Annotated in this window: 28 protein-coding genes and 1 tRNA gene; 18 read left to right on the forward strand and 11 right to left on the reverse strand. The window is 68.1% G+C overall.

Annotation, left to right across the window (positions count from 1 at the left end):
* Positions 1 to 177: 177 nt before the first annotated feature.
* Entirely contained in the window at positions 178 to 1,143 is a 966-nt protein-coding gene (locus D3D02_RS04760) for a TIGR00269 family protein (RefSeq protein ID WP_121568855.1), read from the forward strand.
* Positions 1,144 to 1,289: 146 nt separating this feature from the next.
* On the opposite strand, the gene ftsZ is transcribed toward D3D02_RS04760, so the two are convergent.
* From ftsZ to D3D02_RS04775, 3 genes are all read right to left on the reverse strand, one after another.
* Complete coding sequence (ftsZ, locus tag D3D02_RS04765; protein WP_121568856.1) at positions 1,290 to 2,501, reverse strand: cell division protein FtsZ; 1,212 nt, start codon at positions 2,499 to 2,501, stop codon at positions 1,290 to 1,292.
* Between the two features lie 4 nt (positions 2,502 to 2,505).
* Entirely contained in the window at positions 2,506 to 2,685 is a 180-nt protein-coding gene (locus tag D3D02_RS04770) for a ribbon-helix-helix domain-containing protein (protein ID WP_121558722.1), read from the reverse strand.
* 211 nt (positions 2,686 to 2,896) lie between these two features.
* Positions 2,897 to 3,487: a zinc ribbon domain-containing protein gene (locus tag D3D02_RS04775; RefSeq protein ID WP_121568857.1), complete on the reverse strand. Its 591-nt coding sequence runs from the start codon at positions 3,485 to 3,487 to the stop codon at positions 2,897 to 2,899.
* 141 nt (positions 3,488 to 3,628) lie between these two features.
* Here D3D02_RS04775 and D3D02_RS04780 point away from each other — a divergent pair, with 141 nt between their 5' ends.
* Genes D3D02_RS04780 through D3D02_RS04810 form a run of 7 tightly spaced genes read left to right on the forward strand, consistent with a single transcriptional unit; the run spans position 3,629 to position 9,432 of the window.
* Entirely contained in the window at positions 3,629 to 4,291 is a 663-nt protein-coding gene (locus tag D3D02_RS04780; protein WP_121569185.1) for an HAD family hydrolase, read from the forward strand.
* A complete protein-coding gene (gene cbiB / locus D3D02_RS04785) occupies positions 4,282 to 5,238 on the forward strand; it encodes an adenosylcobinamide-phosphate synthase CbiB (protein WP_121568858.1) in 957 nt (318 codons plus the stop codon). The genes D3D02_RS04780 and cbiB overlap by 10 nt, the downstream gene beginning before the upstream one ends.
* On the forward strand, positions 5,229 to 5,993 hold the full coding sequence (cobS, locus tag D3D02_RS04790; RefSeq protein WP_121568859.1) for an adenosylcobinamide-GDP ribazoletransferase: 765 nt from the start codon (positions 5,229 to 5,231) through the stop codon (positions 5,991 to 5,993). Before cbiB ends, cobS begins: the two co-directional genes overlap by 10 nt.
* Positions 5,993 to 6,604: an NTP transferase domain-containing protein gene (locus tag D3D02_RS04795; RefSeq protein ID WP_121568860.1), complete on the forward strand. Its 612-nt coding sequence runs from the start codon at positions 5,993 to 5,995 to the stop codon at positions 6,602 to 6,604. Before cobS ends, D3D02_RS04795 begins: the two co-directional genes overlap by 1 nt.
* The gene (locus D3D02_RS04800) at positions 6,595 to 7,617 is read left to right on the forward strand and encodes a nicotinate-nucleotide--dimethylbenzimidazole phosphoribosyltransferase (RefSeq protein WP_121568861.1); all 1,023 of its coding nucleotides are present in this window, start codon (positions 6,595 to 6,597) and stop codon (positions 7,615 to 7,617) included. The genes D3D02_RS04795 and D3D02_RS04800 overlap by 10 nt, the downstream gene beginning before the upstream one ends.
* Positions 7,607 to 8,662, forward strand: coding sequence for a threonine-phosphate decarboxylase (locus D3D02_RS04805; protein ID WP_121568862.1), 1,056 nt, complete (start codon positions 7,607 to 7,609; stop codon positions 8,660 to 8,662). Before D3D02_RS04800 ends, D3D02_RS04805 begins: the two co-directional genes overlap by 11 nt.
* Before the next feature lie 41 nt (positions 8,663 to 8,703).
* Positions 8,704 to 9,432: an adenosylcobinamide amidohydrolase gene (locus tag D3D02_RS04810; RefSeq protein ID WP_199723026.1), complete on the forward strand. Its 729-nt coding sequence runs from the start codon at positions 8,704 to 8,706 to the stop codon at positions 9,430 to 9,432.
* A gap of 11 nt (positions 9,433 to 9,443) precedes the next feature.
* On the opposite strand, the gene D3D02_RS04815 is transcribed toward D3D02_RS04810, so the two are convergent.
* Entirely contained in the window at positions 9,444 to 10,070 is a 627-nt protein-coding gene (locus D3D02_RS04815; RefSeq protein WP_147435572.1) for a PH domain-containing protein, read from the reverse strand.
* Entirely contained in the window at positions 10,067 to 10,870 is an 804-nt protein-coding gene (locus D3D02_RS04820) for a hypothetical protein (RefSeq protein ID WP_147435573.1), read from the reverse strand. Before D3D02_RS04820 ends, D3D02_RS04815 begins: the two co-directional genes overlap by 4 nt.
* A 114-nt stretch (positions 10,871 to 10,984) precedes the next feature.
* On the opposite strand from D3D02_RS04820, the gene D3D02_RS04825 reads away from it, so the two are divergent.
* Positions 10,985 to 12,376 (forward strand): PQQ-binding-like beta-propeller repeat protein, encoded by a 1,392-nt coding sequence (locus D3D02_RS04825; protein WP_158599318.1) that lies wholly within the window; start codon positions 10,985 to 10,987, stop codon positions 12,374 to 12,376.
* A gap of 50 nt (positions 12,377 to 12,426) precedes the next feature.
* Here D3D02_RS04825 and D3D02_RS04830 read toward each other — a convergent pair whose 3' ends face one another.
* Positions 12,427 to 12,684 (reverse strand): hypothetical protein, encoded by a 258-nt coding sequence (locus D3D02_RS04830; protein ID WP_121568867.1) that lies wholly within the window; start codon positions 12,682 to 12,684, stop codon positions 12,427 to 12,429.
* Between the two features lie 185 nt (positions 12,685 to 12,869).
* Between D3D02_RS04830 and D3D02_RS04835 the strand changes: the two genes are divergently transcribed.
* From D3D02_RS04835 to D3D02_RS04860, 6 genes are all read left to right on the forward strand, one after another.
* On the forward strand, positions 12,870 to 14,174 hold the full coding sequence (locus D3D02_RS04835; RefSeq protein WP_199723027.1) for a cobyrinate a,c-diamide synthase: 1,305 nt from the start codon (positions 12,870 to 12,872) through the stop codon (positions 14,172 to 14,174).
* Between the two features lie 82 nt (positions 14,175 to 14,256).
* Positions 14,257 to 14,529 carry a 50S ribosomal protein L37ae gene (locus tag D3D02_RS04840; protein WP_121568868.1) on the forward strand — a complete coding sequence of 91 codons (273 nt, stop codon included), beginning with the start codon at positions 14,257 to 14,259 and terminating at the stop codon, positions 14,527 to 14,529.
* A 41-nt stretch (positions 14,530 to 14,570) separates the two neighbouring features.
* Positions 14,571 to 14,705 (forward strand): DNA-directed RNA polymerase subunit P, encoded by a 135-nt coding sequence (locus tag D3D02_RS04845; RefSeq protein ID WP_089764242.1) that lies wholly within the window; start codon positions 14,571 to 14,573, stop codon positions 14,703 to 14,705.
* A gap of 12 nt (positions 14,706 to 14,717) precedes the next feature.
* On the forward strand, positions 14,718 to 15,026 hold the full coding sequence (locus D3D02_RS04850; RefSeq protein ID WP_121568869.1) for a KEOPS complex subunit Pcc1: 309 nt from the start codon (positions 14,718 to 14,720) through the stop codon (positions 15,024 to 15,026).
* Positions 15,027 to 15,118: 92 nt separating this feature from the next.
* A complete protein-coding gene (locus D3D02_RS04855; protein WP_121568870.1) occupies positions 15,119 to 15,505 on the forward strand; it encodes a prefoldin subunit beta in 387 nt (128 codons plus the stop codon).
* 4 nt (positions 15,506 to 15,509) lie between these two features.
* Positions 15,510 to 15,761 (forward strand): DUF3194 domain-containing protein, encoded by a 252-nt coding sequence (locus D3D02_RS04860; RefSeq protein WP_121568871.1) that lies wholly within the window; start codon positions 15,510 to 15,512, stop codon positions 15,759 to 15,761.
* A gap of 111 nt (positions 15,762 to 15,872) precedes the next feature.
* On the opposite strand, the gene D3D02_RS04865 is transcribed toward D3D02_RS04860, so the two are convergent.
* Together D3D02_RS04865 and D3D02_RS04870 are read right to left on the reverse strand one after the other, a co-directional pair.
* The gene (locus D3D02_RS04865) at positions 15,873 to 17,780 is read right to left on the reverse strand and encodes a DUF2070 family protein (protein WP_121568872.1); all 1,908 of its coding nucleotides are present in this window, start codon (positions 17,778 to 17,780) and stop codon (positions 15,873 to 15,875) included.
* Positions 17,781 to 17,820: 40 nt separating this feature from the next.
* Complete coding sequence (locus tag D3D02_RS04870; protein ID WP_121568873.1) at positions 17,821 to 18,369, reverse strand: GMP synthase subunit A; 549 nt, start codon at positions 18,367 to 18,369, stop codon at positions 17,821 to 17,823.
* A gap of 214 nt (positions 18,370 to 18,583) precedes the next feature.
* On the opposite strand from D3D02_RS04870, the gene D3D02_RS04875 reads away from it, so the two are divergent.
* Positions 18,584 to 19,018 carry a universal stress protein gene (locus D3D02_RS04875; protein ID WP_121568874.1) on the forward strand — a complete coding sequence of 145 codons (435 nt, stop codon included), beginning with the start codon at positions 18,584 to 18,586 and terminating at the stop codon, positions 19,016 to 19,018.
* Position 19,019: 1 nt separating this feature from the next.
* Here the strand turns inward: D3D02_RS04875 and D3D02_RS04880 are convergent, their stop codons facing one another.
* Positions 19,020 to 19,598 carry a hypothetical protein gene (locus tag D3D02_RS04880; protein WP_121568875.1) on the reverse strand — a complete coding sequence of 193 codons (579 nt, stop codon included), beginning with the start codon at positions 19,596 to 19,598 and terminating at the stop codon, positions 19,020 to 19,022.
* 113 nt (positions 19,599 to 19,711) lie between these two features.
* Here D3D02_RS04880 and D3D02_RS04885 point away from each other — a divergent pair, with 113 nt between their 5' ends.
* Positions 19,712 to 20,059: a DUF192 domain-containing protein gene (locus D3D02_RS04885; protein WP_121568876.1), complete on the forward strand. Its 348-nt coding sequence runs from the start codon at positions 19,712 to 19,714 to the stop codon at positions 20,057 to 20,059.
* Positions 20,060 to 20,168: 109 nt separating this feature from the next.
* On the forward strand, positions 20,169 to 21,737 hold the full coding sequence (locus tag D3D02_RS04890) for a (R)-citramalate synthase (RefSeq protein ID WP_121568877.1): 1,569 nt from the start codon (positions 20,169 to 20,171) through the stop codon (positions 21,735 to 21,737).
* A gap of 228 nt (positions 21,738 to 21,965) precedes the next feature.
* Here D3D02_RS04890 and D3D02_RS04895 read toward each other — a convergent pair.
* Together D3D02_RS04895 and D3D02_RS04900 are read right to left on the reverse strand one after the other, a co-directional pair.
* A tRNA-Ser gene (locus D3D02_RS04895) sits at positions 21,966 to 22,050 on the reverse strand.
* Between the two features lie 75 nt (positions 22,051 to 22,125).
* Positions 22,126 to 23,820 (reverse strand): histidine kinase N-terminal 7TM domain-containing protein, encoded by a 1,695-nt coding sequence (locus D3D02_RS04900; protein WP_158599319.1) that lies wholly within the window; start codon positions 23,818 to 23,820, stop codon positions 22,126 to 22,128.
* Between the last annotated feature and the right edge of the window lie 9 nt (positions 23,821 to 23,829).

Consider the following 23,829-nt stretch of genomic DNA (forward strand, 5'->3'; position numbering starts at 1 on the left):
GGTGTCGATCGACCGGTCATCGCGACGGTGACCACTCGGGGCAACGCAACCCTGGGGTGCCTTCCCCCATCCCCCCTCTCCCCCGATCACGCGTTCCCCATTCTGTTGACGTCGTTTCTCGCTGCTCGAACGGTCGAGACGAAACCCGTATCCTCCCGCATCGCCAACGCCGCATCGATGGAGTGCGACAAGTGCGGCCGCGACGCCGTGATGCACGCTGGCTACTCCGGCGCACACCTGTGTGAGGAGCACTTCTGCGCGTCGGTGGAGAAACGCGTCCGTCGGCGGATCCGTCAGGACGGACTCGTGCCACGGGACGCCTCACCAGCTGACCCCGAGCGCTGGGTCGTCGGCCTCTCTGGCGGCAAAGACAGCGTCGTGCTCACCCAGATCCTCGACGAGACGTTCGGCCAGGATCCGCGCATCGAGATTCTCGCGCTGACGATCCACGAAGGGATCGAGGGCTACCGCGACGAGAGCGTCGACGCCTGCGTCGAACTCGCCGACGACCTCGACATCCAGCACGAACTGGTCTCCTACGACGAGGAGTTCGGAATCCGGATGGACGAAGTCGTCGAGGACGACCCCGAGGGAATGGCCGCCTGTGCGTACTGCGGCGTGTTTCGTCGGGACCTGCTCGAAACGTACGCCGAGGAGTTCGACGCCGACATTATGCTGACGGGCCACAACCTCGACGACGAGGCCCAGACGGCGCTGATGAACATCCTCGAAGGCGACGTCGAACAGATGGCGAAACACTTCGACGCCAGCCTCGGCCCCTTCGACGAGCGGACCGAGTCCGAACACTTCGTGCCGCGCGCGAAACCCCTGCGCGACGTGCCGGAGAAGGAGGTCGCGCTGTATGCGCACCTGCGAGACCTCCCGGCGCACATCACCGAGTGTCCGCACGCCTCCGAGGCGTTCCGCGGCGAGATCCAGGACCTATTGCTGAAACTTGAGGACGGCCACCCCGGGACGAGACACTCGATCATCTCGGGCTACGAGGAGTTGGCGTCGATGGCCGCCGATCGCTACCGCGGCGAGTCGACGCCGGAGATGCGTGAATGCGAACGCTGTGGCTCGCAGACGACGCGGGACGTCTGCCGGAAATGTCGGCTGTTGGAGTCGCTTGAGGCCGTCTGAACCGGACGGTCTGTGTGCGGAGTACGGCCGAAAAAGCGGATATGGCCGAGCCGAAACGACCGGACGGTTGGAGACAACGGGCCGCGTACGCCGATAACCGGCGCGTCCCGGCCTGACTGGAATCGGCCGGGAGGTGACGTCTGCGCTTAGCGGATGACGTCGAGTCCGTTCTGCTGTTCGCGCTGTTCTCGCCCCCCGTCTGACTGCCAGGAGCCGCCCGTGGCAGTCGATCCGGTGTTGGCGCCGGATCCGTTCTGCGCGAGTTCGACGTTGTCGCTTGCGTCGAATTCCGAAGATTCGAGACTCTGACGGGACCTGTCGGCCTGCTTCTGGGTCGACGGTCCGAGCACCTGCGCGGACTGGACGCCCGTCATGATGGCCATCACGCGGACTTTGCCCTTGTACTCGTCGCGGATGCGTGCGCCCCAGATGACGTTCGCGCGCGCTTCGAGCCGCTCTGTGATGTTGTTCGCGATGCCCTCGGCCTCCTTCAGCGTGAGGTCGGGGCCGCCCGTGATGTGGACGAGTCCGCCCGAGGCGCCGCGGTAGTCGACGTCCAAGAGCGGGTGATTCATCGCGTCGTTGACGACCTCCTGGGTCTTGTTCTTGTCTTGGGTCTGTCCGACGAGCATCACCGCGACGCCACCCTGATCCATAATCGTGGACATGTCCGCGTAGTCCAGATTGATCAGCGAGGGCTGGGTGATGGTCTCGGAGATGCCCTTGACCGTCTCGGCGATGATCTGGTCCATCACCGAGAACGCCTTGCCGATCGGGAGGTTCGGGACGTAGTCGAGCAGGCGGTTGTTGTCGAGGACGATGATCGAGTCGGCTTCGTTACGAAGCTTTTCGAGCCCCTCCTCGGCTTTGACTGTCCGCGCGCGCTCGACGTTGAACGGCGTCGAGACCATCCCGACGACGATCGCGCCCTGTTCTTTGGCGATCTTCGAGACGACCGGCGCGGCACCGGTCCCGGTGCCGCCACCCATCCCCGCGGTGACGAAGACGAGGTCGGCCTCGCCGAGGACTTCCTTGATCGTCCCCTGGGCCATCTCGGTCGCGCGCTCGCCCATCGAGGGGTCGCCGCCGGCGCCGAGACCCTGCGTCAGCGACTTGCCGACGAGGATCTTCGTGTCCGCCTCGATCATCTTGAGGTGCTGTTTGTCGGTGTTGATCGCCACCGTGTCAGCACCGTCGACGCCGATGTTGTAGAGCCGGTTGACCGTGTTGTTGCCGGCGCCGCCGCAGCCGACGATGACGATTCGGGGGTTCCCGAACTCGTCACCATCCGGAGCCTCGGTGGTTGCGTCGCGCTCTTCCTCGTCGCGCTCCATAGCCTCTCTGACAATATCTTGCATCGTCTTACACCTTGGCCCACGTGTGTTTGGTCGGCGAGTCGCGGCTCTCGGCCTGTTGTTCGTTTATCATCTCACGGACAGCCGAGCGGATCGCCTCCGACCGGTTCGGGAACTCCCCGGTCTCGACCATCTGTTCGACCTCCTCGATCTGCTGCTTCGGAATTCGTAGTGTCACACGCTCCATTGTTGCATTCCCCCGGTAAGACGGCGCGCACAGTCCGTGCGAACGTCTTACACCACCGAAATCGGCAGACAGCGGATCTCTCCCCCGCCCCCGACGGTTCTGTAAGACGACCGTCTTACGCAGAGATTACCACAGAGCGATACATTATAAAAGTAACGCCGATCGTAAGACAAATCGTCTGGATCCGTGTATACGCTTGTTTCAGGGTCGTTTACGTCCGTTCGAGGACGTCGGCTGCCGACGTCCGGCGTCCACAGCTCGGGCAGAACGCCCAGTCGGATCTGAGTTCGTCGCCGCACTCACAGAAGACCCGGTGAGAGGCCTTCTCCCCGCAGTTAGGGCAGTATACGTGCTCACCGTCGACGGTTTCACCGCACTTGTCACACGTCTGCTCGCGGGCGTCCGCACCGACGTCAGCGTCACCGGATGCAGCGCGTGTCTTACGCTCCGCGTCTCCCGTTTTCTGGGCCACAGCGGAGCCGTTTTCGACCGTTTCAGACGACGCCGCGCCGTCGACGGTGACGTTGACGTTGAGGTCTCTCGCTCCACGCGGTTCTCGTCCGACGAGTTCGTCGAGTCGCTCGGCGACGAGTTCGTCGACGCGTTCGCGGATGACGTCGTCGACGGTGTCGGACCCCGAGTGGTCGTCCGCTCCGGTGTCGGTCGCGTCGGCATCGGTGTCACGGTCCGCGCCCTCGAGGTAGGTGCGCAGCGCGTCGCGCATCGCCTCGCTCTTCGAGGCGTCGAGCGCCTCTAAACGCTCGACGAGGTCGTCGTCGGCGCGGAACGTGATTTTACTCATCGGTTTAACATATGCAACCGACTATTTGAATCTTCCTTCGTGTCTGACGGCTGTCGGTCGACGTTCCCGGGGCGGCCCAAGACCGAGGACGATCACCGGACCTCCGGCAAATTCAAGTCGACTTTCACCGACCCAATCGTAGTGGCAGTTACGTTCGATCTCTTCGGCACGCTCGTCGCGGTCGACCGCCCCGAGGATCCCGCCGCCGCCGTGGCGGCCGAGCTTCGCGACCGCGGGGTCGCCGTCCCCGACGGCTGGCGAGCGGCCTACGCCGAGCCCCACGTCGACGCTCCCGAGGGGGCCGAGGTTCCCCTCCCCGCGCACGTCGCCGCCGCGCTCCGCGCTCGCAACGTAGACGTCCCGGCCAACGCCGCCCGGCGCGCTGTCGTCGCCGCCTTCGACCCCGAGGTCCGAACGCGTGCTGGGGCAGTCGATGCCGTGGCCGCGGCCGTCGAACGCGGACCCGTCGGCGTGCTCTCGAACTGTTCGGTCCCCGAGCTCGTGACGCGCACGCTCGTCCGCTCGGCGCTCGACCGCGCCTCCTTCGACGCCATCGTCACGAGCGTCGGGTGCGGCTGGCGCAAGCCACACCCCGAGGCCTTCGAGACGGTCGCGGGCGAACTCGGCGTCGACGCCGAAGGGCTGGTCCACGTCGGCGACGATCCCGCGACAGACGGCGGCGTCGAGGCTGTCGGGGGAACGTTCCGGGACGTCAACGAAACCGGTCTCGACGCCCTCGCGACGGAACTGCGGCGCGAGAGGTCGCTCGGAGACGGTTCGCGTGGAGGCGAGGAATGCCGGTGACCGCGACGGTCGCGGTCGGCCTCGCGGCCGGCCTCGACGCCGCGTTCGGCGAACCCCCGGCGCGGCTCCATCCGGTCGCGCTCCTGGGTCGCGTCGTCGCCCGGACCGAGCGAGAGATCGAAGCGCGAGAGACCTGGCTGGGGATGCGCCCGCGACTCGCCGGCGGCCTCGTCGCGGTCGTCCTCCCGGTTGGGTTCGCCGGCGCCGCGGCCGCGACCGTCGCGGGCGGGACGGGCGTCCACCCGTGGCTCGGGGCGGCGCTGGCCGGTGGGGTGCTCTTCTCGACCACGAGCCTGCGACTCCTGCTCGGAAGCGCTCGGACCGTGGTTCGCGAGAGCGGCACCGACCTCGGCGCCGCTCGCAACGACCTCCGCGCGCTCGCGGGGCGCGACGCTTCGGCGCTCGACGCGCCACACGTGCGCTCGGCGGCCGTCGAGAGCCTCGCGGAGAACCTCGCGGACGGCCTCGTCGCACCCTTGCTGGCGTTCGCGACCGTCGCTGGCGTCGCGAGCGCGCTCGGCCTGCCGTCGTCGGTGTCGCTTGCAGCCGGCGCGGCCGCCTGGGTCAAAGCCGTCAACACGCTGGACTCGATGCTCGGCTACCGCTCGAAGCCGATGGGCTGGGCGCCCGCCCGCCTCGACGACGCTGTGATGTGGGCTCCGGCGCGGCTCTCGGCGCTCCTGCTCGCGGTCGTCGCCGGCGCGCCGGCGCTCCCGTTCAAGAGTCGCGTTCGAACGCTCGCCCGGAAGCCGTCGTCGCCGAACTCCGGCTGGCCGATGGCGACGATGGCGGCGCTGCTGCCCGCGCGGTTGCACAAGCCGGATACGTACGACCTCGACAGCGATGCGCCGCTTCCTGACGTCGCGACAGCGACGAGAGCGATCCGCGTGACTCGGCGCGCGGGCGTGCTCGCGTTCGTCCTCGCGGGGGTGGTCGCGTGGTTCTGACCGCGCTGCGCGGGGCGCTCCGCTTTCTCACGCGACTCCCCGTCGGCGGCGGCGACGCCGCCTGGGAGGCGTTCCGACGCACGCCCGTCTCGATCACGCTCGCCGGCTACGTCGTCGGCGCGCTGGCCGCACTGCCGCTCGTGGTGCCGATTCCGGTCCCGAGCGCCGCCGCGCTGTATCTCGTGACGCTCGTGCTCCTCACGGGCGTCACGCACGCCGACGGCCTGGCCGACCTGGGCGATGCGGCGGCCGTCCACGGCGGCGTCGACGCCGCACGCAGGCGCGAAGTGCTCAAAGACTCACAGACGGGCGTCGGCGGCGCGCTCGCGGTGTCGCTGGCGCTCGTGACGCTCGGCCTCGGCGCGCTCGGTCTCGCCGGGACGCTCTCGGTCGTCGGGTTCACGCTCGCGCTCGCGGCCGAAGTCGGGGCGAAGACCGGCATCGCGCTGCTCGTCTGCACGCAGGAGGCGGCCCACGAGGGACTCGGGTCCGCGCTGACCGATGCGGCGACTCCGACCGATCTGCTTCCCGTCGTCGTCGCCGTCCTCCCAGTGTTCGCGCTCGCGTCCGTCGTCGGGACCGGCTACGCGGGGCCGTTCGCCGCACTCGTTGCCCCGGTCGCTGTCGCCTGGCTTGTAGGTCGCTGGGCCGCGGGCGCGTTCGGCGGGATCAGCGGCGACGTCCTCGGCGCGGCGAACGAACTCGGCCGCGTCGCCGGCGTCCACGCGGGGGTGATCGTGTGGACGCTCTGGTGATGTGCGGCGGCCGCGGGACCCGGCTCCGGAGCGGAGACGCCGAGCGCGCGCTCGGCGTCGAGAAGCCGCTGGTCGGAGTCGGTGGGGCATCGATGCTCTCGCGAGTCGTCGCCGCCCTCCGCGAGAGTCGGATCGGACGGACGGGAACCATCCACGCCGTCGTCTCGCCGCACGCACCCGAAACCGCGGCCCGGGCACGCGAGCTGTCGCTCTCGGTCGTCGAGACAGCGGGCGACGGTTACGTCGCCGACCTCACGACGGCCCTCGACGCGGTCGGTCGCCCCGTGCTCACCGTACCCGCCGACCTCCCGCTGCTCGCGGCCGAGCACGTCGACGACGCGGTGGCACGAGCGCGTGGCGACGTTGGGCCGGAGTCCACGAACGGCGCGCCCGTGACCTCGCTCACCGTCTGCGTTCCCGCCGCGCTGAAGCGTCGCCTCGGTGCGTCCGTCGATACGGCGTTCGAGCACGACGGGCGAGACGTCGCCCCGACGGGACTGAACGTCGTCGCCGGCGACGACGACACCGTGGCGTTGACGTACGACGCCCGCCTCGCGGTCAACGTGAACCGACCCGCAGACCGAGACCTCGCGGAGGCGCTATGCGAGTAATCCTCGTCGCAGGGACGACCCGCACGGCCGAAGTCGACGGGATCAGCGCCGCCGGCGCGTCCCGAGAGTTGCTCGCACACACGCCGAGCGCCGACGCCGAGATCCTGACGTACGGTGACACGGTCCGGGCTCCTGTGACGCCGGTGAGTCCGACCGGCTGTCCGACGCCCGCGGTGGTGACGCGGGCCGTCCGGGAACTCTTCGACTTCGAGGTGACTGTCGTCGACGGCGGCTTAGCGCGGCCGACCGGCGCGCCGACGGTCACCGTGGGCGCACGCCCCGGTAGCGACATTCGCGAAGCGGACCCGGTCCCGACTGCTCCGGGCGCGTTCGCGGCCGCGCGGGAGTACGGCCGCGCGCTCCCGGACGAACGAATCGTCGTCGGCGAGACGATCCCCGGCGGGACGACGACGGCGATGGCGGTCCTCCGCGCGCTCGGCGAGGAGGCGATCCCGGCGACGTCGTCGTCGCTGCCGGAGAACCCGCTCGACCTGAAAGAGCGCGTCGTCGCGGACGCGTTCGAGGCATCTGACGTCGCGCCGGGAGACGGCGCACACACCCCCGAGTCCGTCCTCAGATACGTCGGCGATCCGGTACTGGCCGTCGCCGCCGGGCTGACTGCGGGGGCGCTCGAATCCGGGACCGACGTCGTCCTCGGCGGCGGCACGCAGTTGCTCGCGGTCGCCGCGCTCGTCCGCCACGCCGGCGTCGCAGAGCGGGCGACGCTCGCGACGACGCCGTATCTCGCCGACGACGTACCGGGGCTCGACACCGCCGCGGCAGGGCTCGACCTCGATCTCGCCGTCTCCGACCCCGGCTTCGACGCCGCCGAGGCGGGGCCGCTGAACGCCTACGCCGACGGCGTCGGAAAGGAGGGTGCGGCGATGGGCGGGGCACTCAGACTCGCCGACGAGGCGGACCGATTGAGCGACGTGACGGACGCGACTCACGCCGTGCTCGACCGACTCGAAGGGGCGGATCAAACAGCCGCAGAGGGCAGGAATGGACCCTGAAAGCGTCGACACCGTCTCGCGCGTTCCCCACGGGGGGAGCGACGACGCAAGCCTCGTCGATTTCAGCGCGAACACGAACCCGGTCCGCCCCGAGGGCGTCGCGTCGGTCTACGAGTCTGCGCTCGCGGACGCGGCGCGTTACGCCGACGACTTCCCCGACTTCCGCGCGGCGGCCGCCGACTACGTCGACTGCGATCCTGCCTCTGTGGTCCCGACTGCGGGAGGGCTCGCGGCGCTCCGCCTCGCCTTCGGCGTCACCGTCTCGCCCGACGACCGGGTTCTCGTTCCCGAACCGAGCTTCGGCGAGTACGCCCGCGAAATCCGGTTGCAGGGGGGCGATCCCGTCGGCGTCGCCCACGACGAGGTGCTCGACGCGGACCCGAGCGACTACGACGCGGCAGTCGTCTGCACGCCGAACAATCCGACGGGCGAACTCGCCGATTCCGACGCGCTCCGGGCGTTCCTGGCCGACTGCCGGGCCGCGGAGACGCCGCTCGTCGTCGACGAGGCGTTCCTCGACTTCACCGACGCGCCGAGCATCGCGGGCGAACCGGGGTCGATCGTCGCTCGCTCGCTGACGAAGATGTTCGGCCTCCCCGGCATCCGCGCGGGCTTCGCCGTCGCGACCGGCGACCTCGGCGAGCGGCTTCGAACGGCCCGCCCGGCGTGGGGACTCTCAACGCCCGCCGCCGCGGTCGGAACGTACTGCCTCCGTCAGGACGCGTTCGTCCGTCGCACGCGAGAGCGCGTCGCGGCCGAGCGCGTCCGGATGCGCGACGCGCTCGAACCGACGTTCGACGTCGCGCCCTCCGACGCACCCTTCCTCCTGCTCGACGTCGGCGAGGGGCACGGCGAGGTCGGTTCCGAAACCGAGAGCGGTGCCGCCAACTCCGACTCCGTCGATGCCATCCTCGAACGCGCTCGTGCCGGTGGCGTGGCGCTCCGGGACGCGCGGACCTTCGAGCGACTGGGTTCGCACGTTCGCGTTGCCGTCCGCCGCCCGCACGAGAACGACCGACTGCTCGACGCCCTGTTAGATCGATGACGCGCGAGGCCGACCACTCGGGTGCGTCCCACTCGTCGCCGCTGTTCGAGACGACCGTCTGCGACGGAGTCTGCCGTCTCTATCGGCCCGACACGCGGTGGCTCTCGACGGGACACGACGGCGGCGAGTCGCGGGCGGACGCTGCGTATCTCCTCTCGGTTCCCGAGGGGTGGGACGACGTGGACGTGACCGACTACGTGCGGCGGCGTCGCCGACGAGCCGGCTTCGACGGGGCAGGTCCCGCGTTGCTCACGGGCGTCTCGATGCGGCACGCACACCGGGCGCGCCTCGGTCCCGTCGAAGCCGTCGTCACCGCCGGCGTGAACAATCCGGCGGCGCTGCCGATGCCGGACGAGGCTGGACCAGAGCGACCCAGCCGTTCCCCGGACGGCGAGCGCAGACACGCCGGCACCGTCAACGTCGTCGTCGGGACGACCCGCGCGCTCGCGCCGGGGGGGCTCGCGAACCTCGTCGCCGTCGCCGCCGAGGCGAAGGCGACGACGCTACTCGCAGAGACGGGGTTCCCCGGGACGACGTCCGACGCCGTCCTCGTCGCCTGCGACCCCGAGGGCGAGACGGCGCAATTTTCCGGGAGCGCGACCGCCGTGGGGTCGGCTGCACGGGCCTGCGTGCGCGACGCGTTGCGTGCCGCGCTCGGCTCCCGATACACCGACGGGGAGCCGCCGGAATCGGTCGCGGAAGCGGAGTACGGTGTCGTGACCGACGAGTCGGCGCGAGTAGCGCGTGTCGCGACGGAAATGGAAACGTAACCGAGTAGCGGTTATCGGTCGTCGTCGAGGAGTTGACGGCGGACCTGTTGTCTGACTTGCTCGGGGTGCGGGACGTTCTCGAACTCGAGATGCGCGGGGGAGCGTGCGATACTTCCCGTGAGGAACCCGACAGTTCCGACCCCCAGTACCGCTTCGATCCGGCTCCGGTGCAGTTCGTGGCTCCGCAACTTCGACAGCGGAAGCTCACGCGAGAACGTCTTATATAACAGCGAGTACTCCCTGCGGACCGACTCTCGCGTGATGACGTACCGCGTCCGCGTCAGGAGGTACAACTCGAACGCGAGGCGGCCCGCGCCGACGACCGTGAGAAGGACCAACAGGTTCGCTGCGATCTCCGTCCGTTCGGTCGTGCCGAGGAGCGTGGGATTGGCGAACAGATATCCGATCAGCGCGATACCGACGACGAGAACCGCCGTGAGGCGAGCCAGCGTCGGCTTCAGCGTCGGTCGTGTCTCCAAGATGATGTCGCGCCGGTTCCCAGCCACCTCGTTGGGCGGGGCAACCGCGCTCGACTCGGTGTCCATAGCGGGAGCGTCTCCTGTGGTCGTCTCTTCGTTCGATTCCTCCGAGCGTGCGCCGGCGGGCGCCTGTGGATCAGTAGTGGATTCGTGACTCATAGTGTGACTCCTCCAATGGAGTAGACGAGGAGAATCGCGACGTAGACCGCAGGAGAGAGTCCGACTGCCAGAAGCGAAAGAGCCGCGCTTGTGACTCCTGCACCGTGATTCAGTCGTGCACCAAGATACATCGAGTAGACGAAGTACAGAACGAGCGCGATCAACACCGCGAGGATCGCTGTCTCGTTGGACGTCAACTGTACCAGCGACACCGGTTCGTCGACGGAGAAGACGCGGCGCGATTCGGGAACCGAGAACAGATCGTAGAACACGGCGATGAACTGGACTTGCAGGTCGACGACGAGCGATCGGGCCGTCTCGAACCCTGGTGCCCGCGAGAGAAAGACCAGGACCGTGAAGATTCCCGCCAGGTACGCACTGACGCTGTAAACCACCGTATGGACAGTTAGCAGGAGGCCCTCTGAGCTCCGTGTCACGACGAGCGCGAGATGATATGTCAATAGTGTGACTGCGGAGAGCGCGATCAGGAACGCGGAGTTCTGCGCGATGCCGGCAAACAGCCGCCACGCAGTGACGGGGTCGCCGAGCGTGGCGTTCGCGATCGGGACAAACCACGATGGGGCTCGGGTCTCGACAGCCACCCCATACCCCGAGAGCGTGAGTGGTGTCGCATAGAGCACCACGTTTGCCAGGAACACGACTAGCAGCGATTTGAGCCGCGAGAGACTGTTCCAAGAGAGCGCACCCCCCGCAACGTTCGATGCCTGCACGAACCGTGACGGCCGAAATACGGCGTCAAACAGTCCGACTGCCGTCCGCCCGACCCTGCCTGTGCCCATCTGTGTGGCACTCCTCAGCAACCACATATAAAACCTAATATGCATCGGTGGTGACGGGACAGATCATGTTTCGACAGACAGCCAGACAGGAGCGCGTCGATGGGTAGGCGTGATATGGCCGTTCGACGCCGCCGCTTTCTCACCGCCGCTTCGGCACTCACAGTGGGACTCACCGGCTGTCTACGGCTCACCAGCGACGAGGGTGCGACACCGACGACGGGAGAGCGCGACGCCACCGCCGAAACGGACCGAACAGCAGTCGACGAGCCGACCGCTACGGACGCAACCGAGACGGAAGCGCTCGTGTCGATCGAGACAGTTGGCACAGAGCGCGTAGAGCAGATCTTCGTCGGCCCCCGTAACCGGATGTACCAACGGGGAGTGACAGCGCCCACGTCGGAGCCGCGCCGCGGGATCGCGCGCCAGCTCGACGTGCCGTACTACGGCCGGCTCGGACGCGGGCCGCTGCTGGATGGAGAGCGGTTGTTTCTGAATCCCGATCCGCGAACGCTCGTGGCGCTCTCGCGTGCGGACGGATCGGTTGTGTGGAACTTCTCCGAGACCAGCACAGACGCGTACCCGCTCCCGCGGCTCGTAGCGCTCTACGAGGAGACAGTCGTCGTGGTCGGGGACAACCGCCGAACCGACGAAACCGACGTCGTCGGGATCGAAACCGACACAGGGCGCGAAGCGTGGCAGGCGGCGCTCCCGCTCGGCGAAGAGGAGTACGTCTCCGCCGCGAAACGAGCCGGAGACACCGTCGTCGTGTGTACGGACGAGTCGTTGGACGGAGACGGTGGATCACACATCTACGCGGTCGACCTCGTCGAGAAGGCGGTCGCCTGGGAGTCACAACTCGCGGCGACAGCGGTCACACCCGAGGACGTCGCGGTCACTACCGAGCGAGCGTTCATCACGACCGACGAGGCGCCGGACGGCGAACCGAACGTCGTCGCGTTCGACCTCGACGCGCAGGAGCGGTTGTGGGATGCGACGCTCGACATCGGCGAGGCGGTCCCCACCGTCGACGAGCGCCACCTCTACCTCCCGGTGACGACCGGCGATGTCGGCGGTCATCTGATCGCGTTCTCCCAGGAGGACGGCTCGGAATCCTGGCGCTTCGAACAGCGGGGTCTCCCCAGAACTGGCGTCTCTACCGACGGCGAGAACGTGTACACGGTCGGTTCCGCGCGACTGTACGCCCTCTCTGCGACCGATGGGTCTGTTGTGTGGTCGTACGTCGACGAAGCGAGCAGCTCGATCTCGGGCAACAGCAGCACGATGCCGGTCGTCACAGAGAACCTCCTCCTCACCGGGGCCGACGCTGGGAGCGACGACGGCGCAGCGATCCGCGCGATCGACACATCGAGCGGCGACCGTCGCTGGCAACACCGAGTCCCGCATAGCTCGGTGACCTCGCCGATGATCGCAGACGGCGTCCTGTGGACCATCGGATTCGATCGCCAAGACGACAGCGCGACGCTCTATGCGCTGGGCGAGGAGTGAACGCGACCGGTGCGACGAGAGGCACCGAGTCAGCGAGGGTCTCGACCGGTCTACTGCATCATCAACGGGGTGTTCAGCGGTGAGAGTTCGATCGCTCGATGCCGAAGGACGGGGCGTTCGCTGGCGACGAGCAGCGACCAATCGTACTGCCCCGGTTCGAGATCGAGGTCGGTCAGATCGACGCGGAACACGTCGTCTTCGACGCGGTGTTCGGCCATCAGTTGTGCCTGTGGCTCGTACGGGCTCTGTCCAACGATCAGCGCAGCGTGCCAGTCCGGGTGCACAGACGGCTGACGGGTGACGTACATCGCATCTGGCGTCTGCTTTGCACCCCAGTGGTATCTCGTCCCCCACGGGCGATTTCACACACCGTAACAGGTGTTGCGGTGTCTCTGTGAGCCTGCTGTACAGCCTGAGCGACTCCGCACGGAACCACTTAACCGATAGCGTCGTCGACAGTCTCTCGATGACGACCGACGCGGTGCCCTCGGACCTGCCTGGAGTCGTCCTCGCCGGGACGGCCTCCGGCGTGGGCAAGACCGTCGCGACGCTGGCCGTCTGTCGCGCGCTCGAACGCGCCGGGCGGACGCCAGTCGCGGCCAAAGCCGGCCCGGACTTCATCGACCCGAGTCACCACGCCGCCGCCCTCGATCGGCCGTCGCGGACGCTCGATCCCTGGATGGCGGGCGAGTCGGGGATCCGACGCGCCTACGCCCGCGGGGCCGACGAGGGCGACGTCTGCGTCGTCGAGGGGATGATGGGCCTCTACGACGGCGACGTGAGCACCGCCGCTGTGGCCGAGGCGCTGGATCTACCCATCGTCCTCGTCGTCGACGCCACCGCGGGGATGGAGAGCGTCGCCGCCACGGCCCTCGGCTTCCAGCAGTACGCCGAACGCGCGGGTTACGACGTCGACGTCGTCGGCCTCCTGGCGGCGCGCGCCCACGGCGGGCGGCACGAACAGGGGATCCGCGACGCCGTCGAGGGACTGCGATACGTCGGGCGAACGCCGCCGCTGGACGGTCTCGAAATCCCGGATCGCCACCTCGGGCTCCACTTCGGCGACGAATCGCCCGTCGCCGACGACGCGATCGACGGCGCGGCGCGACAGATCCGAACCGGCACGCTCCTCGATCTGGTTCGCCGGCCCCGCCTCGACACCGCTCCCTCGCTCCGCGCCGCCGACGAGACCGGCATCCGGGTCGCAGTCGCCGCCGACGACGCCTTCCGCTTCGTCTATCCGAGCACGCGCGATCGATTCGCCGCCCGCGCGTCGATCGAGCCGTTCTCGCCCGTTGCGGGCGACCCCGTCCCCGAGTGCGACGCCGTCTACCTCCCCGGTGGCTACCCGGAGCGCCACGCCGCCGCCCTCGCAGAGTCGGAGACGCTCGCCGAACTCGGGTCCCTCGCGGCGGACGGCCTCCCCATATTCGGGGAGTGCGGCGGGATGATGGTACTCGGCGAGTCGCTGCAGACCGACGACGGCGACGACCACGAGATGGCCGGCGTCCTCCCCGTCGAGACGCGGATGACCGGCCGGCCGGTCGCGCTCGATCACGTCGGCGTCCGCGCCCGCGAGGACTGTCTCGTCGCCCCGGCGGGCGGCACGCGTCGCGGCCACGAGTTCCACTACTCGTCGGCGACGGCCGCGCCCGACGCGCGGTACGCCTTCGAGATGGTCCGCGGCGCGGGCGTCGACGGCGCTAACGACGGCCTCTGTGAGTACCGCGCGCTCGGGACCTACGCGCACTTTCACGTGGGATCGGGCGCGTTCGACTACTTGCTCGAAGCAGTGTAACGGCGCACGTCGGACTCGGAGGCCACCCACGGAGATCCATCTCGTAGGGTTTATCCCGACGCCGGAGGTACAACGCGGTACTATGGCCGACAATAAGGCGCGCACGACCGGCAGCGCCGGTCGCTTCGGCGCGCGGTACGGGCGCGTTGCCCGCCGACGCGTGAAAGAGATCGAAGAGGAGATGCGGAACGCGACGGTCGACGAAGATAGCGTCACCCGTCTCGAACCCGGCATCTGGCAGAACGACGAAACGGGCGAGGTCTTCACCGGCGGGAGCTACCGCCCGCAGACCCCCGGCGGCAAGCAGGTCCGTCGCTCCATCCGCGCCGCACTCTCCGGCGACGGCGAAGAGTAAGCGCGAAAGATCCAACACCCACTATCCCCACTACCTGAACGATGAGCTACAAGTGTTCCCGGTGTAAGCGCGACGTCGAACTGGACGAGTACGGCGGCGTCCGCTGTCCGTACTGCGGCCACCGCGTGCTGCTGAAAGAGCGCGCACCGGACGTCAAGGAAGTCCCAGTCGAGTAATCCCCTTCTTCGATGGCGAGCCGAGGGACCCCCGCCGACGGGGTCGCACACGAAGCCGCGATCGACTTCGAGTACGACGACGAGCGGCGCGCTCGACTCGTCACCGAGAGCGTCCGCGTCGAAGTCGACGAGATCGCGGACGATCGGTCCCGCGCCGACGTGACTCGTGAGGGCCGTACCGTCCACGTCGACGTCGCGGCCGCCGACCTCGTGGCGCTGCGCGCCGGGATAAATACGTGGATACGGCTGGTCCGCGTCGCCGAAGACGTCGAACGCGCGGGTGCGGAGCGACCGGGCACGGCCGGACAGCGAGCGGAGTGAGCGGCGGCGCTGACGACTGCTCCGAAGCGTCGCGAGCGCGGGCCGAGCGGAGAATACGGGCCTTTTTCAGTCCGCATCCCGTCGCCACGCGTATGCAGGGTAATCTGCCGCCGGAAGCGCAGGAGAAACTCGAAGAACTGCAGGACCTTCAGGAGACGGCCCAGAAGGTCGCCGCGCAGAAGGAACAGGCCGAGTCCACGCTCAACGAGTCGAAGACGGCGCTCGACGCCCTCGACGAGATCGACGAGGACACGACGATGTACCGCGAGGTCGGCGAACTGCTCGTCGAGACCGACTACGACGACGCACACGAGGAGCTTTCCGACAAGGTCGACAGCCTCGAGATCCGCGTCGAACAGCTCGGAAAGCAGGAAGAGCGCGTCGAACAGCAGTTCGAGAGCCTGCAGGAAGAGCTCCAGCAGATGCTCCAGGGTGGCGCAGGCGGCGGTCCGATGGGCCCCGGCGGCGCCGGCGCATAAGTCGATGCCGACCGACGAGGAAGTCGTCCAGACGGCCGCCGAGGCCGCAGAGGGCGTGATCTTCGCCCACTACAAGCAGTCGGAACTGACCGACTTCGACGTGACCGTGACGTTCGAGGAGGGCGTCCTCGACGTCGACGTCTACGTCAACGCTCCCGACGACGCAGCGCAGGACGCCGACGCCGTCGCCGACGAGGCCGCGCGGGCCGCCGGCGACGCCGTCGACGAACTGTTCGCGGCGGACGAAGACGAGTAATCAGGACACAGAGATCGGTCGTCGGTCGTCGTTTCTCGACCGGCGGAATTTCGTTTCCGGGTAGCGACCGCGCTGTCGGCGGTCGGGTATCCGAGACGGGATGCCAGCGGGTCAGGCGAACAGGAAGATCAGGACGCTCACCGCCACCGCGGCGAGGATGATCGAGACGGCGAACGCGCCGCCCATCGCGACGACCGCGTTCGCGTGGCTGGCGAGCGTCTCCGTGCGGTCGTTCCCGAAGACCGTGACCTCGGCGCGCTCGACGGCGACGCCAGCTTCGACGGGTTCGAGGTCCGCGCGGGCCTCGTCGAGAAGCTCACAGACGAGCGTGCGGAGCTCGTCCCACTCGATGGCGGCCCCGACCTGATTGTCCGCCTCGACGGTGTTGACGATGTGCGTGTCGGTGGTCATCACTTCCGCCTCGTCGACGGGGCCGTCGTCGACGAGCGCATCGACGAGTTCGCCGCGGAGGCCGGGTTCCATATTGTTGCCGTCGACGAGCACGTACGCCGTCTCCTGGTCGTCGACGGCGGTGACGGCGACGCGGACGCCGAGCGGTCCGATACCGTCGACCGGTTCCCAGTCGGTCTCGTCCCAGGCGACCCCGAGGTGTGGCTCGTGTGGATCGGCCGTCGAGAGCCGCTGTCCGGAGATCCCCGCCGCGCCGATCATATCGAACGCGCGCTGGGAGCCGGGCGTGACGTGTCCCAGGTCCGGGCCGCTCAGCCCGTCGTTGGAGTTGTGCGCGTCGACGAGGACGACGTCGTCGAGGCCGCTCGTCCGGGCTTCCGCCGTCGCCGAGAGGCCGACGCCGTACTCCACGTCGTCGGCGAAGCCGGGCGCGTACGTCGAGATCAAGAGCGCGTCGTCGCCGAACGCCTGCCCGAGCATCGACGCCTCGCCGGATTGGGTCCGGACGCTTCGGGTGGCATCGCTCGAATAGGAGACGCGGTCCGCGGCGGCGTTCGCCGCGTCGAGGATGGTGTCGACCTCGCGCTCGGTCACGAGGTTGAAGTCGTGCCCGGCGGTGGCGTGCGGCGGGAAGACCAGCCCCGAGCAGTCGTTGGCGACGCGTTCGGGGAAGTTGCCGCCGCCGATCTCACCCATCGGACCGGGGTGGATCATCGGGAGGACGAACCGCGCCTTCTCGTCACCGCCCGTGGTGCGAAACGAGAGCACCGAGACCGGGACAATCGCTTCCTCACCGAGTTGCTGGAAGAACTCCTCGAGTTCGCGTGAGCCCTCGGCGACGTGGCCGACGAACCCGCGGAGGAAATCGAGCATCGAGACGCCGAGACTCCGCCGCCACGGGCGGTCGACGGCGACGACGAAGGCGTACACCGCCAGCGCGTAGAGGCCGCAGGTGATCCCGAGCAGGAGGAAGTGTTCGGCCGAGATGGCGGACAGTTCTGCGGGCGCGTCCGCCGAGCGCGCGAGGTACGGCATCAGATACGCGTCGAGGACGGTGCCGCCGACAGAGAGCAGCCGAAGCGTGCCGCCGTAGATGAACAGCAGCACGGCCGCCGCGACCGTCTGGATGCTCGCCGGGAGCGCCGCGACGAGGATCGACGACCGCGAGACCGCCATCACGACGAGCAGGCGGAACGCGAAGACCGACGCGAGCGCGACGACGAGCGCGTCGAAGACGAACTGCTGTTCGAGCCCGGTGAACACCGAGACGATGGCGGCGAGCGTGACGATCACGACGACGATGATCTCCGAGACCAGCGCTAAGAGTGAGGAGCGATTCGGCGTGAGTTTGCCGCCGACGAACCGATCGACGCCCGTCGTCCCGAACGCGGCGACGACGGTCGGGACGCCGATGAAGAAGATTCCTTCCCAGGCGTCGCGGCCGAGGAAGAACAGGCCGCGCCAGGTGCGGGCGTACGCGCCGGAGTCGAAGGCGGCGACGCCGGCGAGCGCCGCCAGGAGGAGCGCGAAGGCGAGACTGGCGTACCAACTCGGGGCGCGGAAGATGAATCGCGAGAGCCCTGCGAGATCGCTTTGTGTCGAAGTCATCGTGAGAGAGGGGAGGGGAAAGAGCGAGGGGACCGCCGCGCTACTCGCAGATCGCGACGAAGTTGCGGAACACTTCCTCGCCGCGCTCGGTGTGGGCGACCTCGGGGTGCCACTGCACGCCGTAGAGGTCGCGGTCGGTGTCGCTCATCGCCTCGACGTCGCAGACGTCGGAGGTCGCCGTCCGGGTGAAGCCCTCGGGGACTTCCTTCACTTCGTCCGCGTGGCTCGCCCACACGCGCGTCTCGGGCGCGAGCGAGCCGACGAGCGGGTCGTCCGCCTCGAGGATCTGGACATCGACGTCGGCGTAGCCGCCGTAGTCGCCCGAGCCGACTCGCCCGCCGAGTTCGGCCGCGAGGATCTGCATCCCGAGGCAGATCCCGAAGACCGGAACGTCGAGATCGAGGTAGTCGGGGCAGTTGCCGATGCGGTCCATATCCGGGCCGCCCGAGAGGACGATCCCGTCGGCGTCGATCTCCGAGGCCGGCGTCGTGTTGTCGAGGAGTTCGACGTCGACGTCGAGATCGCGGAGCGCGCGTCGTTCGAGGTGGGTGAACTGGCCGTGGTTGTCGATGACGACGATGCGAGTCATCAGTTGCAGACTCTTACAGCGAAGGAAGGCAAAAAGCGCCCGGTCTGCTGACGGCACGTGTCAGTGGGGCGTATAATGGAAGCAAACGGGACGCCGATCCGACGGTCGCTGCCACGCGCTGTCGGCCGACGACCCCGGCGAACGCGACACCGCAGTTCCCACGAAGTTACAACCGTGCTAGTGATTATCAGTAACGCGGTCACGAGACTCGCGTATGCACCTACTGTTACCGTTCGACATCGTGCCCGTCGAGACGCAGGTGCCGCAGAGCGCGTTCGGCGTCACCCCGGCGAGCGAGCGCGCCGTGCGATACGCCTTCGACGTCTTCGGGGGTCGCGGCGACCTGCAAGTCACGGCGGTCGAGCTATCGACGGAGACGATCAGCCTCGAAGAGAATCTGGGCGTGGCCGAAGTCCGGTCCATAGCGGACGAAGAAGGCGTAGACGCCGACGTGTCCAAACACTCCGTGACCGACGTCGGCTCGATGGCCGCGCTCCTCCGGGAGATCCTCGATATCGTCGAGCGCGGCGACGTCGACACGGTCGTGATGGGGTACGAAGACGGCTCCTTCGCCGACGCGGCGTTCTCGGGGAGCACCCCCGATCGGATCCTCGAAGAACGGTCCGTCCCCGTCGTGCTCGTCCCCTGAGTCAGGAGTCGTCGGCGTCGCGCCGCTCACGCGCGGTGGCGAACCCGAACTCCGTCTGCTCTTTCGAGCGCCGCTCCTCCCGGGCGGCGAACGCCTCGGCGTCGGGTTCGACGTCGTCGTCGATCCGGGCGAATGAGTTGTGGATCTTGGCGTGACACCACCGACAGAGCGCGACCGTGATCTCGTGTGATGGTGACCCGTCGGAGTTGCCGCCATCGTCGCCCGCGGTACCGACGCTCCGGCCACGCGTGCTCGCGCTCTCACCGTAAGAGAGGTGATGTTCTTCCAAGAGCGGCCGAGAGCCGTCGTGCGCCATCCGCACCGATTCGAGGCCGCAGCGGACGCACTCGCGGCCGTCGGTCGTCGAGCGGTAGTGCGGACAGTCGCGGAACTCGCAGTCTTCGTCGGCGGCGACGCAGTCGTAGTCGACCGCACGGCGCGCGGCGGCGAATTCCGGGTCGTCACCGGCGCGGTCCAGCGCGAAGCGGCACCGGCCGTCGCTGGTGAGGTGATCGCAGACGCCCGCGTGCTCGTAGGGGTCGTCGACGCCGACTGGCGTGCCGGTTGGCGTCTCCCGCATACGAAGAGAGAGCGTCGACGCCGAGTTGAATCCGCCGGTGCAGAGTCGAATCAGACAGTGGCCGAAGCCGCGTCAGTCGAGCGATTTATTCGTCCGCCGGGAGAGCGCCACCTGTGCGGCTCGAACACCACCGAGACGGGACCCGACGGACCCTCGCCAGCGACGTCGACGTCGCCGATACGTTTCTCTCGAAGGCGCGAGGGCTGATGTTTCGGCGGTCGGTTCCGGACGGGTACGCGCTGGTGTTCCCCTTCGGCGAGTCGGGAAAGCGCGACCTGCATATGGTGTTCGTGCCGTTCGACATCGACGCGCTGTGGCTCGTCGACGACGAGGTGGTGGGAAAAAAACGACTCCGCGCGTGGCGCGGCGTCGGGATCGAGACGGCAGACACGGTCGTCGAGCTCCCCGCGGGCGCCGCAGACGACGTCGAATCGGGCGATACCGTCCGACTCGTCGAGTGACGACGTCACCGGCGACGACGGCGTCAGGTCGGTAACGCGACTCGACATCTTGTCGAGAGGCGTTAGTTTAAATATCTGCACGTCCACAGTCCGTGTGAGCACATGACTCGTGGTCGATTTATTCGGGGGTAACCCCGACAACCCCCTAGCATCCATCGTGGATTCTGACGATTCTGTACAGCTTCTAGATACGACGCTCCGCGACGGTGAGCAGGCCCCTGGCGTCTCGCTGACGCCCGACGAGAAGGCCGACATCGCCCGGTCGCTCGACAGAGCGAACATCGAGTTCATCGAGGCCGGCAGCGCCTGCACCGGCGAGGGCGAGCGCGAGACCATCCGACAGGTGACCGCGCTCGACCTCGACGCGACAGTGACGAGTTTCGCCCGCGGCGTCCAGCGGGACATCGACCTCGCGCTCGACTGCGACGTCGACGGCGTCACCATCGTCGTGCCCGCCAGCGACAAGCACGTCGAGCGGAAGGTCGGCACCACCCACGACGAGGTGGTCGAAAAGACCGGCGACCTCGTCACCTACGCGAAGGACCACGACCTCTGGGTCGAGGTCATCGGCGAGGACGGCTCCCGCGCGGACGTAGACTTCCTCGAACGCCTGATGCGCGAGGCGCTCGATGCGGGCGCCGATCGGTCGTGTTACGCCGACACCGTCGGCCACGCCACGCCGGAGACGACCTACGAGTACGTCTCCCGGCTGGCAGAACTCGGCCCCGTGTCGACGCACACCCACGACGACCTCGGGCTGGGGATGACGAACGTCTGGGCCAGCCTCGCCGCCGGGGCGGATCTCGTCCACGGCACGATCAACGGCATCGGCGAGCGCGCCGGCAACGTCGCGCTCGAAGAGGTCGCCATCGCCTTGGCGCACGGCTACGGCGTCGAGACGATGGACCTCGACGAGGTGTACGACCTCGCACAGCAGGTCTCTCACGCGACGGGCGTGCCGCTGCCGCCGAACAAGGCGGTCGTCGGCGAGAACGCCTTCACGCACGAGAGCGGGATCCACACCGACGGGACGCTCAAGGACGACACGATGTACGAGCCCTACCCGCCGGAGATGGTGGGTCGGGAGCGACGGCTCGTCCTCGGCAAGCACGCCGGCCGTGCGGGCGTCCGCGCCGCGCTCGACGAACACGACGTCGACGTGTCCGAGGAGGACCTCGCGGCGATCGTCGAGCGCGTGAAACGGCTCGGCGACCGCGACAAGCGCGTCACCGACGCCGACCTGCTCGCGATCGCGGAGGACGTGCAAGGTCGCGAGCGCGACCGCCACGTCGAACTCCTCGATCTCACGGCCGCCTCGGGCGGCGGCACCCCGACCGCCTCGGTCCGCATCCGCGTCGGCACCGAGGAGCGCGTCGCCTCCGGCACCGGCAGCGGCCCCGTCGACGCCGCCGTCAAAGCGGTCCGGGCCGCCCTCGGCTCCGACGCCGACGCCCAACTGGAGTCGTACCACGTCGACGCGATCACCGGCGGCACCGACGCCGTCGTCACCGTCGAAGTGGAGATGTCGAAGGGCGACCGGACGGTCACCGTCGCCACCTCGGACTCGGACATCACCCGCTGCAGCGTCGAGGCGATGGTCGAGGCGCTCGATCGGCTCCTCGCCAGCGACGCCGTCGAAGACGAACCCGAACCGGAAGACGCCCTCGCCGACGACTGAGAACCGCTCTCATACCCGCGTCGGGATGTGCGCCCGGTGATTCTCGCCCGGTTCTGCCGGGCACGCGTTCACAGACGACCAGCGGGTGCTATCTCCGCCGCATCAGAGCTGTGCGAGAAGGCAGAGAGCGATTCTCGTCACCACCCAAGACGACCGCGAGAACCCCGATACGGCAAGGACAGACGGTGAGCGGTGCAGATGCACCGCTCGAAGGCGAACGTTCAGAAGCGCCGAGGGTGAGATTTGAACTCACGTGTCCGAATGGACAGCAGATTTCGAATCTGCCGCCTTGGCCGGGCTAGGCTACCTCGGCTACACTTGCTGTTGGACGGCGACGCGTTTAATCGGTTTCGATTTTCGAGAGATCGTCGGACGCCGTGGCAGCGACTCACGCACAGTCGCTGGGGAAGCGGAGGCGGACGACGCTGGCTTCCGTCTCGGTCGGCTCCGAGCCTGCCTCGACCGGGTCGTCGCCGTCCGCATCCCCGAAACGCAGTTCGCCGCCGTTTTCGATCACGCACCAGTACGCGAGCCAGAGCCCCAGTCCTTCGGCGTGCTGAAGCGGCGTCTCTGACTCCGCTGCGAGGGCTTCGCGGTCGACGGCTGGGATCCCGGCCCCGCTCGATTCGATGCGGACGACGACGTCGTCGCGGCACTCGACCCCGACCCGGAGGGTGAGGTCGTCGCGGTCGGCCTGCGAGACGAGCAGTTCCAGCAGTTCTCCGACGGCCGTCGCGAGCGACCCGGCGTCGGTGAGTTGCGCCTCCGTATGGGCGGCGCCTTCGAACTGGATGACAACGTCGGGGTACTCGCGTCTGGCCTGGTGGACTACGCTGTCGACGAGCGCGGTCACGTCGTGCTGCGTCGCGGGCTGCGAGTGCGAGTCGTCGAGTTCGGACACTTTCCGGGCCTTGTCGCTGACGGTGAGGAGGTCGTCCGTGCGGGAGAGAATCGACTCCGCGGCCCGCGTCGCATCGTCCGCCGAGCCCGACGCGACGAGATCCGCGTACCCGCGTACGACGTTCATATCGTTGCGGAGATTGTGCCGGAGCACTCGGTTGGCCACCTCGAGTCGCTGTTCGTATCGATGGCGGCTGGTGACGTCGCGCAGCGCTACGGCGTAGCCGATTTCGTCGCCGCGCTCGTCGGTGAGCTCTGAGACGCGGACGTCGTAGGCCAGGTTGTTCGCGTCGGTGACGGTGGTGCCGTGAAGCTGATCGAAGGGCCGATCGGGAAACACCGCCGTGATCGAGTGGCCGATCCGTGGCGCGGGGTCGAGCACGCGGCAGGCGATGTCGTCGGCGTCGACCACGACGCGGTCGGTGTCGAGGACCACGAGCCCGTCGCCCATCGCCTGGAGCGCTTGTCGGCGTGCGATGGGGACGCGTTCGAGCAGATCAAAGTGATAGAGGCTGAGTACCAGGAGGATCCCCGTAAACGAGAACACAAACGGCGTCAGGTCGAGGTTGGGGATAGGGCTCACGCCGAGCATAAACGCCATATTCGAGAGGAACGGTGGGAGCGGCGCGATGAGCAGGACGACCACTTGCTTCCAGTACACCAGCGACCAGCGAATCCCGACGAGGAGAATCATACTCATCCCGACCGCGACGGCGACGTACGCGAGGACGATGTGCGCGTAGTAGAGCGGCCCGAACACGAGGGCGATTGCCGACCCCGGCGTGGCCGTCGTGGCGGGCGCGACCGTCCAGACGAGATTGTGCGAGGCGTTCGTCGCGACCGCGAGAACGACCGCGAGCGGTTCGACGGTGAGTAGTCCCGCGCGCACCGGGGTGAGCCACTGCGAGCGGCTGACGTACTGGACGACGAAGACGAGCCACAGGATCGGGACAGCAGTCGAGAGCGCAAAGGAGATCCCCCACCAGACGGTCTGCACCGCGACGGAGTCGAACCCGAGCTGAATCGCGTACGCGAGCGCGGAAAGCCCGACGACGAGATGGAGAGCCGCGATCTCCGGACCACACCGCGAGTCCCGGTGCTGCCAGCCGAGAACGACGATTACTGCGTACACGATGACAGTAGCGAACCCGACAGCGGAGGTCGCAGTGAGTTCCCACGGCATACGAGAGTA

The sequence above is a fragment of the Halobellus sp. Atlit-38R genome (assembly GCF_003665925.1).
GTDB lineage: Archaea > Halobacteriota > Halobacteria > Halobacteriales > Haloferacaceae > Haloquadratum > Haloquadratum inordinatus.